Annotated in this window: 11 protein-coding genes; 6 read left to right on the forward strand and 5 right to left on the reverse strand. The window is 49.7% G+C overall.

The window, feature by feature from the left end; all coding sequences use genetic code 11:
• Positions 1-1,289 (forward strand): cytosine deaminase (locus IQ219_RS12990; protein ID WP_194072887.1); only part of this gene is annotated, 1,289 nt, incomplete at its 5' end.
• A 21-nt stretch (positions 1,290-1,310) separates the two neighbouring features.
• Here IQ219_RS12990 and IQ219_RS12995 read toward each other — a convergent pair.
• From IQ219_RS12995 to IQ219_RS13005, 3 genes are all read right to left on the reverse strand, one after another.
• Entirely contained in the window at positions 1,311-1,658 is a 348-nt protein-coding gene (locus tag IQ219_RS12995) for a type II toxin-antitoxin system PemK/MazF family toxin (protein WP_190599429.1), read from the reverse strand.
• The gene (locus tag IQ219_RS13000; RefSeq protein WP_190599430.1) at positions 1,655-1,921 is read right to left on the reverse strand and encodes a hypothetical protein; all 267 of its coding nucleotides are present in this window, start codon (positions 1,919-1,921) and stop codon (positions 1,655-1,657) included. Before IQ219_RS13000 ends, IQ219_RS12995 begins: the two co-directional genes overlap by 4 nt.
• Before the next feature lie 501 nt (positions 1,922-2,422).
• Entirely contained in the window at positions 2,423-3,313 is an 891-nt protein-coding gene (locus tag IQ219_RS13005) for an alpha/beta fold hydrolase (protein ID WP_194072888.1), read from the reverse strand.
• 6 nt (positions 3,314-3,319) lie between these two features.
• Between IQ219_RS13005 and IQ219_RS20145 the strand changes: the two genes are divergently transcribed.
• From IQ219_RS20145 to IQ219_RS13025, 4 genes are all read left to right on the forward strand, one after another.
• Complete coding sequence (locus IQ219_RS20145; RefSeq protein ID WP_228017058.1) at positions 3,320-3,625, forward strand: hypothetical protein; 306 nt, start codon at positions 3,320-3,322, stop codon at positions 3,623-3,625.
• Between the two features lie 111 nt (positions 3,626-3,736).
• Positions 3,737-4,000, forward strand: a complete 264-nt coding sequence (grxC, locus tag IQ219_RS13015) for a glutaredoxin 3 (RefSeq protein ID WP_190599433.1) — start codon at positions 3,737-3,739, stop codon at positions 3,998-4,000.
• A 79-nt stretch (positions 4,001-4,079) separates the two neighbouring features.
• Positions 4,080-5,042 carry a glutathione synthase gene (gshB, locus tag IQ219_RS13020; RefSeq protein ID WP_190599434.1) on the forward strand — a complete coding sequence of 321 codons (963 nt, stop codon included), beginning with the start codon at positions 4,080-4,082 and terminating at the stop codon, positions 5,040-5,042.
• Positions 5,043-5,406: 364 nt separating this feature from the next.
• On the forward strand, positions 5,407-5,670 hold the full coding sequence (locus tag IQ219_RS13025; protein ID WP_190599435.1) for a hypothetical protein: 264 nt from the start codon (positions 5,407-5,409) through the stop codon (positions 5,668-5,670).
• A gap of 84 nt (positions 5,671-5,754) precedes the next feature.
• On the opposite strand, the gene menB is transcribed toward IQ219_RS13025, so the two are convergent.
• Positions 5,755-6,582: a 1,4-dihydroxy-2-naphthoyl-CoA synthase gene (gene menB, locus IQ219_RS13030; protein ID WP_194072889.1), complete on the reverse strand. Its 828-nt coding sequence runs from the start codon at positions 6,580-6,582 to the stop codon at positions 5,755-5,757.
• Positions 6,583-6,732: 150 nt separating this feature from the next.
• Positions 6,733-7,116: a zinc-ribbon domain containing protein gene (locus IQ219_RS13035; RefSeq protein ID WP_194072890.1), complete on the reverse strand. Its 384-nt coding sequence runs from the start codon at positions 7,114-7,116 to the stop codon at positions 6,733-6,735.
• Positions 7,117-7,235: 119 nt separating this feature from the next.
• Here IQ219_RS13035 and pntA point away from each other — a divergent pair.
• On the forward strand, positions 7,236-8,367 hold a 1,132-nt coding region (gene pntA / locus IQ219_RS13040), incomplete at its 3' end, for a Re/Si-specific NAD(P)(+) transhydrogenase subunit alpha (RefSeq protein WP_194072891.1).

Consider the following 8,367-nt stretch of genomic DNA (forward strand, 5'->3'; position numbering starts at 1 on the left):
GGGTAAATTACCCCCAAGAAATTCATTTTCCTAGGCTCTGGGAAGATTTAGGACTTTATCATCTAGAAATTGCCGACGGCAAAATCAAAAATATTATTGCTGTTGGGCAGAGGGAAAACGTTAATGAAGTTATTAAAGATGACGCCATACCCAGGTTGAATCTGAAGCAAAGGATGATCCTGCCCTGTTTTGTGGATATGCATACCCACCTGGATAAGGGGCATATCTGGGGGCGATCGCCTAATGGGGATGGAACCTTTGCCGGGGCCATTGCCGGCACCGAACGGGATGCGGCCCACCATCAACAACCGGAGGATATTTACCGCAGAATGGAATTTGGTCTCCAGTGTAGCTACGCCCATGGCACAGTGGCGGTGCGGACTCATCTAGAATCGGCAGGGCAGAGGGGGCAAATGGTTTGGGAAGTTTTTCGTCAACTACGCCAGACCTGGGCCGATCGCCTGACTTTGCAGGGAGTAGCCATGGTAAGCACCGACTATTACCTCACTCCAGAGGCAGAAAAATTGGCCGATCAGATGGCGGAGTGGGGAGGGATTTTAGGGGGAGTGGCCTATGCTTGCCCCCAAGTGGAAGCCCAGTTGACGCGCCTATTTACCCTTGCCCAGGCCAGGAATTTAGCCATTGACCTCCACGTTGATGAAAATGGCGATCGCCGCTCTCGAGTGTTACATCAAGTAGCCGCCATCGCCTTAAAAGTTGGTTTCACCGGTCAAATTGTCTGTGGGCACTGTTGCAGTTTGGATGTGCAATCCCCCCAGCAAGTCCAGCAAACCTTGAATTTAGTCAAACAGGCCAATATTGCCATCATTAGTTTGCCCCTGTGCAACCTGTATCTCCAGGGCCGCGATCAGCCCCAGAAACCGGCCTGGCGGGGCATTACCAAAGTTCATGACATTCAAGCTCAGGGCATTCCCCTTGTATTTGCCAGTGATAATTGTCGAGATCCGTTTTTTCCCTTTGGTGACCATGATGGCCTGGAGGTATTGAACCAATCCGTACGCATTGGCCAATTGGATCCCCCCTACGGTCGTTGGTGTGCCACCGTCAATCGCACCCCGGCCCAATTAATGGACCTGGCAGACCAAGGTTGCCTTGCTGTGGATGGCCCAGCGGATTTTGTCATCTTTCCAGCCCGTTACTTCAGTGAGCTTTTCTCCCGCTCCCAAGGCGATCGCCTAGTAATACGCAGGGGAAAACCCACCCATCATCGCCCACCGGAATACCAAGAATTGGATGATTTGATGGGGTTTGGGGCAGTGGGGTCATAAAAACCCGATGAATTGATTAACTTAATTAAGCTTAAAAACGTGGGGAAAGGCGCTTTTAACCATCAAGCGGTCTTGCTTGGAGAGGGAACCAACGCAGTCAAGAATATACTTATGTTCCAGAGTAAACAGTTTCATTCTCACCACCGAAGGAGTGAATAAGCCCGCTGAACGGGTATCTTCAATGGGAGTATCGAGGGGCCAAGGCGCATTTTTAGCCGAAGTGATCATAGCCATAACACTGTGACCAATGCGGTTATTAAAAGCAGAGGCGTCGGACAAAATTAAAGCGGGGCGACGAATATCAGATTGCCTATCCGTGAAGGGAACTGGGACAATGACAACGTCAAATTGTTCGTAAATTGTGTTCATAGGTGTCGGTATGCAGAATTATCAGCTTCAGAATTCCATTCGGTCATAGTGTCGGCGGTGGCGGCCATATAGTCAGCCCCAGATTCTCCCACTTTGCCGGGGGCAGGGCCTTGGGCCCTCTCAGCTTGGGGAAGAACCATTCCCTGGGGAGCAACCAACACAATAACTTCTACGGAAGTACCAGCTGGACACGGCAAATCCTGGAGCAGGAGCGTGCCATCTTCTGTCAATGTCGTAGCTAGTTTGTAAGCATTGATAGACATTATGTAGCAGTGTGAAATGTGGACCCTTGGCAACCAAAAGAATTTTAAATTTTCAACATTATCTTAGGCAATGATGAACCAGTGCAAAATAGATACTGAAGAGAAAATAATCTTTGGTCGGATATAGGACATATTAGCAGAAAAGTAAACAATTCGTGGGGATAGTCACCTTTATAATTGTTTTTAACTTCGACAACCATAATTAGTCAGACCATGTATTGTCAATGTTTAGAAAACCTTTATTGCACAGGCTCTTCAACCCCAGACAACGAGCAAAGTATGTACTAGTAAAAATCATTACTTGAAGATGATAATTGGGGTGATAAGTTCACTTGTAAATTAATTTTGTTCCAAGTTTTGAACCAGCATGGGGCGCCAACCAAAGTAAACAATAATACTCCTTTTCCATTCTTTCCTAAAGAAAATCCCCCCGGCTGGATGCAGTTATTCTTTATTGATCTCAATTCTAAAAACCAGGGAGGAGATTTTAGATCTTGGTGGTCATAGACAAAATTGTCTGAGGGCAGCGGCGGTAGCTTCCGGTTGTTCCAAGTGAGGCACATGGCCACAGGCATCAAGCCAGAGTAGTTGGCTCTGGGGCAACAGGCGACGGAATTGTTCCGGGGCTTTAGTGCCTAAAATTTTGTCTTGTTTACCCCAAATAATCAGACTCGGTGAGGTAATTTGCCCCAACTGCTGGGAAAAGGAGCCATAGCCACCGCTTTTGGTGAAGGCAATCAGTCCCTCACTCCAACCGGCACAGGCTAAATGGGCCTCTGCACAGCGGCGAGCATCCTCACTGGCCAAACTCCGGTCGTAATAGGCGGCCTGGCCAATGCTTTGTCGCACGTTAGGATTGGCCAAAAATTTAGTTAACCAGCGATCCACCGGTGGAAACATTAACCGACTGGCAAAGGGTTGCTTGGCTAGACCAGCACTATCTATTAGCACTAGTTTTTTGACCCGTTCGGGAAAGCTGAGGCAAAAATCTAGGGCCACTGCTCCCCCCATGGATACCCCCACTAAGGTAATGGGTTCTTGAATAATTTTTTGCCAAAAATGGTCTAGGTGAATTTTGATGTTGGCTGGGGTGGGCGCTAATGTTTTAGATCTAGTCGTGAAGCCAAATCCCAACAGATCAACGGCGATCGCCCGAAAATCTTTTTTTATTAGGGGCAGTAGGCGGCGAAATTCCAACACCGAACTGTCAAAGCCATGGAGAAAAAGCATGGGCTCCCCCTGACCTTGGTCTATATAGTTGGTGTCCACAGCCATGGGATTGGACTGACTGGGGCCCGAGATGGTAACAGAAACCTGTTGCATTTGTCGCCAACATTCCCAGGACGTTGCTTCGGTAAATGCTGGAATGGGGAGGGTTAAGGAAGAAATCATAATCAAATGGTGCTGGCCAAAAGTGGCGATCTGTGGTTAGGGATGAACGAGTCTGCTCCAAAACCCTCTGGGGAACCCGTGGTAGGATCAGGCGAAAATGATCTCTCCAGAAAAATTGGGGCGGAGCTCACTATGGATTCAGGCAAAATTGTGGCCATTGTCACCGGTGCCATCTCGATTATTTTAGCTGTGGCCTATCTGGTTTTAGTACAAATTCTCGACTTTCGCGGGGAAATGGTGCCAGCGCCAATGGAGACCATGGGTCTGCTTACCCACGTTGCGGCGATCGCCAACGGCCCATTGTTACCTTGAGGTTGAGCATAGCCCATGGGAGTCAGCCAATTATTGCTTGTCGCTCCCCACTAACCACGAACGGGGTCAGCTATAATCAGAACTGTACAAATCTTTACATTAAGCATGGCCATGGCTGTTTCGGCAAAAGTTGAAATTTATACATGGAGCACCTGCCCCTTTTGCATGAGAGCCCTGGCGCTATTGAAACGCAAAGGGGTAGAGTTTCAAGAATATTGCATTGACGGCGATAACGAAGCGAGAGAGGCCATGGCAGAGAGGGCCAACGGTAGAAGGAGCTTGCCCCAAATTTTTATTGACGACCAACACATTGGCGGCTGTGATGATATCTATGCCCTGGAAAGTGCCGGCAAATTAGACCCCCTGCTCCAATAGTTGGGCGAGCTAATCGTTATTTGTACTATTTGACTTTAATCATTACGGCTTCTGCCCCCATCCCAAGGATATTTCCACTGTGAAACTGGCTTTTATTGTCGATCCCCTAGAAAAACTCGATCCGGGCCATGATTCCACCGTGGCCATGATGGAGGCGGCCCAAAAATTGGGTCATGAAGTCTTCGTCACATCAGTGGGAGATTTGGCAGTTATCAATGGCCAGGCCTGGGCTAAGTTGGCGGCGGTCCGTCTTCAGCCGGTGAGTTTGGTGGATGGCCACTGGCAAGTCTTCCAACCTTGGTACGAAGTGTCTGATTCCCAGTGGATGGACCTGACCGCATGCCAAGCGGTGTTTATGCGTAAGGATCCGCCGGTAACAGTCCAGTACCTTTATGCCACTTTTATTTTGGAATTATTGGCCCCTACTGAGACCATGGTGATCAATTCTCCCCAGGGGCTACGGGAAGCTAACGAAAAAATGTACACCCTGCAATTTGCGGCGGTGATGCCCCCCACAGTAGTTAGTTTGGACAAGGGTCTGATCCGTCAATTTTTGGAAGAGCAGGGTGCGGCGGTGTTAAAACCCTTGGGCGGTAAGGCTGGGGAGGGAATTTTATTCCTAGATCCTGGCGATCGTAACTTTAACTCCCTGGTGGAAATTAGTACTCAACAGGGTAGGGAACCGGTAATGGTGCAACGTTTTTTACCCGCTGCCAAGGACGGTGATAAACGGATTATCTTGCTGGATGGTGATCCCATTGGGGCCGTCAATCGCATTCCCAGTGGGGCGGAATTCCGGGGCAATATGGCAGTCGGTGGTCGAGTGGCCCCCACCACCATTACCCCCAGGGAAGCAGAAATTTGCGCTTTACTAAAACCCAAATTGCAGGCCGACGGTCTATATTTTGTCGGCATTGATGTTATCGGAGGATACCTAACGGAAGTTAATGTTACGAGTCCTACGGGAATCCGGGAGATCGACCGCCTCGAAGGAGTGTGCCTGGGGGAAAAGGTAATTTACTGGTTAGAAAAGCAATTTTAGCCTCGGATTGAGATAGCTCAATCTCAGTAAGTTTGATTAAAAAAAGATTATTGATTGGGCAACCAGTCATTTTAGTCTTGTTTTTTCTTGATCCCCGTCTTTTTTTGTTCCATCCCATTTGATTATTTAAAGATTTTGTTACCCTCTAAGGCTGGGCACTGCGCCAAACGTATCGATTTGTAAAACGAATATTAAGACAACCTGAAGAGAATTTGCTCCCATTGGGCAGGTAAACGCAGACAGGGTAACAGTTTAATCGAGATCTGCCCCCTTGGTTGAATAGGGCAAAATATAAACATCTAGAAAGTTCGAGCTGATATTTTTCAAACACTTTAATAACTGCCTAATTTCCCCACGCACCCCCATGAAAACTGCCAATTTTGTCACTTCTTCCTGCCGCTATTGCCGTTACTACCAAGCTGAAGGTAGGCGGGGCGGCATTTGTAACCAACTCAACGTGCCAGTACAGGCCCAATGGAAAGCTTGTGCTCTGGCGGCAAGGCCCTTTGCTGGTTCTTGGGAAAACCTTGAAGATGTGGTTCATTTGGAGCATGCCTATGCCCTCACCACCAAGGACGATGCGGTGGAAGAGCCCTCAGAAACTATGATCACGGCCGAAGCGGCCTAGGCAAGACGTTTTTGGGTATGGCGGGGTTGGTTAGGACTTACTAGATAGCTTGGGACCGATGGCGCGGAACGTTCATTGTGGGAGTTAGGGCAACCAGGGATATTGGCTAAAATCAGGGGAGCGTTTTTCCAAAAAGGCTTGTTTGCCTTCACTACCCTCGGCGGTCATGTAATAAAGTAGGGTGGCATTGCCAGCTAGTTCTTGTAGCCCAGCTTGGCCGTCACAGTCAGCGTTGAAAGCGGCTTTGAGACAACGGATGGCCAAAGGACTTTTGCTCAGAATTTCCTTGGCCCATTGGATACCTTCTTCCTCCAGGCGATCGACGGGGACAACGGTGTTGACCATGCCCATGCGTTCGGCTTCCTGGGCTGAGTATTGCCGACAGAGATACCAAATTTCCCTAGCTTTTTTTTGCCCGACAATACGAGCTAAGTAACTGGAACCAAAGCCTCCGTCAAAACTACCGACTTTCGGCCCAGTTTGGCCAAAAACAGCGTTATCGGCGGCAATGGTTAGGTCACACACCAGATGCAAAACGTGGCCACCGCCAATAGCATAGCCAGCTACTAGGGCGATGACAACCTTGGGCATGGAGCGAATTAACCGTTGCAAATCAAGCACGTTGAGGCGGGGAGTGCCTTGATCGTCGATATAACCCCCTTCCCCCCGGACAGATTGGTCACCACCGGAACAAAACGCATACTTGCCATCACTGTGGGGCCCAGATCCGGTTAGTAGCACTACACCAATGCGGCTATCTTCCCGGGCGTTACAAAACGCATCATAGAGTTCAAAAACGGTTTGGGGACGGAAGGCGTTGCGTTTATGGGGACGGTTGATGACAATTTTGGCGATGCCACCGGCTTTGTAATAGAGAATATCCTCGTAATTTTTTGCAACGTGCCAATCCATGGGTTCCCTCCTGAGCAATCCTTACCTATCTTACGGTTGCAGGGTGCAGGTTTCACTCTCCTTGTGCCCGATCGCCGTTGGATAGTAATAGGGAATCTGAAGCGACAATCAATATACCCCATGACCATTGCGCCCAATCCTAAAATCAGGCTAATCAAGTTTTTCCTTCAGGGCTAAGCCATTTTGGTGTACCTTTCTGGCCTCTGCTTTCCTTTGTTGTTCCACAGCCCGACAGGCTCGACAGAGTACGGCCTTGGAATTGATATTGCCCTTGGCCACTTCGTACCACCATTGCTGGGCCTCGGCCCTCCAGACCTCTTCTTTGCCGCACTGACGACATTGCACCAATTGGTCCACATAGAATCTGGGCATGGGTCCATAGGTGTTGTTATGGCTCAATGCCTGGGGATTGGCCATGATGGCTTCCGCTGGTGGAATAACGTTGAGATCACAGGGATTTATGGGGCCTCTTTGCTTAACTCGGCGGAGTCTGGCGGCTTCCAATTTTTGCTTTTTTGCCTTACGCCTAGTCATGGCTAAAACTTGGTTGTCAAACAATCTTAACTGTTCAATTCTAAGAAATTGGCCCAAAACTTTGATGATCGCTTTAGTATGCAAGTTAGGAACCCAGTGTTTATTCCAATTTTTTTTCCATGACCATTGCCGCCCCAGCCACTGCTGTTGCTCCCCTTACTTCTGCCCCAGCCCCGAAAAAGATTGGGGTGCCCAGGGAGTGCTTTGACCAGGAATGTCGGGTGGCCATGACCCCTGACACCGCGAAAAAGCTACAAAAGTTGGGCTTTGACCTCCTGCTAGAAACGGGGGCCGGCAGTCGGGCTGATTTTGCTGATGCACTCTACGAAGCCCTCGGTTGTCAAATCGTTGGCGATCGCCAAACGTTATTTAACCAAGCGGATATTATTCTCAAGGTGCGTCCCCCTGCTCCGGAGGAAGTGGATGAGTTGCCGGAGGGTAAGACCCTAATTAGTTTCATTTGGCCCGCCCAGAGTCCAGAACTGCTGGAGAAATTGGCCGCCAAAAATATCACCGTGCTAGCCATGGATGCGGTGCCCCGGATTAGCCGGGCCCAGAAGCTAGATGCCCTTAGTTCCATGGCCAACATTGCCGGTTATCGGGCTGTCATTGAGGCGGCTAATCGGTTTGGACGCTTTTTCACCGGGCAAATTACCGCGGCAGGGAAAGTTCCCCCGGCCAAAGTTCTAGTCATTGGGGCCGGGGTGGCCGGTCTAGCGGCGATCGGGGCGGCCAAAAGTTTAGGGGCGATCGTACGGGCCTTTGATACCCGCCCAGTGGTCAAAGAACAGGTGGAAAGTTTAGGCGGCGAGTTTCTTCTGCTGGACTTTAAGGAAGATGGCACGGGGCAGGGGGGTTACGCCAAGACCATGAGTGAAGAATTCATTGCGGCGGAAATGGCGTTGTTTGCAGCCCAGGCCCAGGAGGTGGACATTATCATAACCACAGCGCTCATTCCCGGCCGTCCTGCTCCCAAGTTAATTACCGAAGCAATGGTGAAATCCATGCGGGCCGGTTCCGTCGTGGTAGATCTAGCGGCGGAGCAAGGAGGAAATTGTGAAGTTACTAAACCCGGTGAGGTTTACGATTACCAAGGCGTAACCATCATTGGCTACACCGATTTACCCAGTCGCATGGCCAGTCAATCCAGCCAACTGTATGGCACTAATCTTTGGCATTTGCTCAAGGACATGGGGGGCTCGGAAGACTTTAAGGTGGATGTGGAAGACGAGGTAATCCGGGGAGCTTTAG

Origin of the sequence: Synechocystis sp. LEGE 06083, assembly GCF_015207725.1 — a bacterium.
GTDB classification, from domain to species: domain Bacteria; phylum Cyanobacteriota; class Cyanobacteriia; order Cyanobacteriales; family Microcystaceae; genus Synechocystis; species Synechocystis salina.